Below are 975 nucleotides of genomic sequence, written 5' to 3'. Positions count from 1 at the left end.
TTATTGGCATGGCGACCAACAAACACGTTGAGTCTTTCTTGCCTGATGGTCCCTTGCCCTTGCGCCACTAGGTGTTGCAGTGGTTGAGGTAAAGGTAAGTGATAGCGGCACAGGGTCGGCTCATTTTTATCGCGTGTTACTTGGCCGCTGAATAAGGTGTGAGCGGTAAAGTTCTGATAATCCGAGGGCGGAAAGCCGCTTTCGATGCTCAGGGTCACGGCTTCATTGTCATAAGCGTTGGGCAGCAGGATTGTCACCTCTTGTTTAAAATGGACGGTCGCGCTGTGGCTTGACTCCGCTCTATCAATACGTCGCGCAGTGGTGCGGAACTGGATTGACGGCTGGTTAAGCAAAGCCAGTAAGGCGTGGTATTCATCTACAGCGCTGCGGTTAAAGTCTGGCTCTTTGCCCCATACTGAATGGCGCAGCCAGGTTTCCAGCGGGGTTTGTTTGGTCAGCAATAGCAGTATGGTTACTGCTGCATACAAAGCCGCGCCCCAGAAGTTAAGTGCTAACATCCAACCTTGTAATACTTCACCGACGAATATCAGGCCTAAACGAGTTCTTAGCGAGTTAACGACTAAACCGCCCCAACTCACTGCCTGTATTCCGAGTGCACCAGCTTTAGCAACCAACAACAGTGTTTGCGACGTACTTTTTGATGCTGAGTAATCTTCTACGACTTGCCAGCCTTCTAGACCCGCGGCGAGCACCCCTGCAGCCCCAGCAATCAGCGAGTGGGCAATATAGCGCTCAACATTAATTACATCTGCGATGTCAAAAGCGCTCTTTGTCGCTTTTATCTGTTTAAGAGTGCGCCCCATCAGTTCGGATTTAGACTGAACTTTACTCAGTGATAATCCTTTTAGTACTGCACCTGTGTTATTAACAAACCACGCGATACTGTAACCTACGGTGGTTTGTTGGCGACGCGTATCCGGGTAAGGAGCCGACTTTTCCATCTCTTGCAGGGTT

1 protein-coding gene is annotated in these 975 nt (G+C 50.1%); it reads right to left on the bottom strand.

Annotation, left to right across the window (positions count from 1 at the left end):
• Positions 1-975 (bottom strand): hypothetical protein (locus TW84_RS24780; RefSeq protein ID WP_045978056.1); only part of this gene is annotated, 975 nt, incomplete at both ends.

Origin of the sequence: Vibrio neptunius (assembly GCF_000967495.1) — a bacterium.
Classification (GTDB): domain Bacteria; phylum Pseudomonadota; class Gammaproteobacteria; order Enterobacterales; family Vibrionaceae; genus Vibrio; species Vibrio neptunius.
The sequence above is the reverse complement of the archived record's forward strand: the minus strand, read 5'-3'. Positions and strand labels throughout refer to the sequence as shown.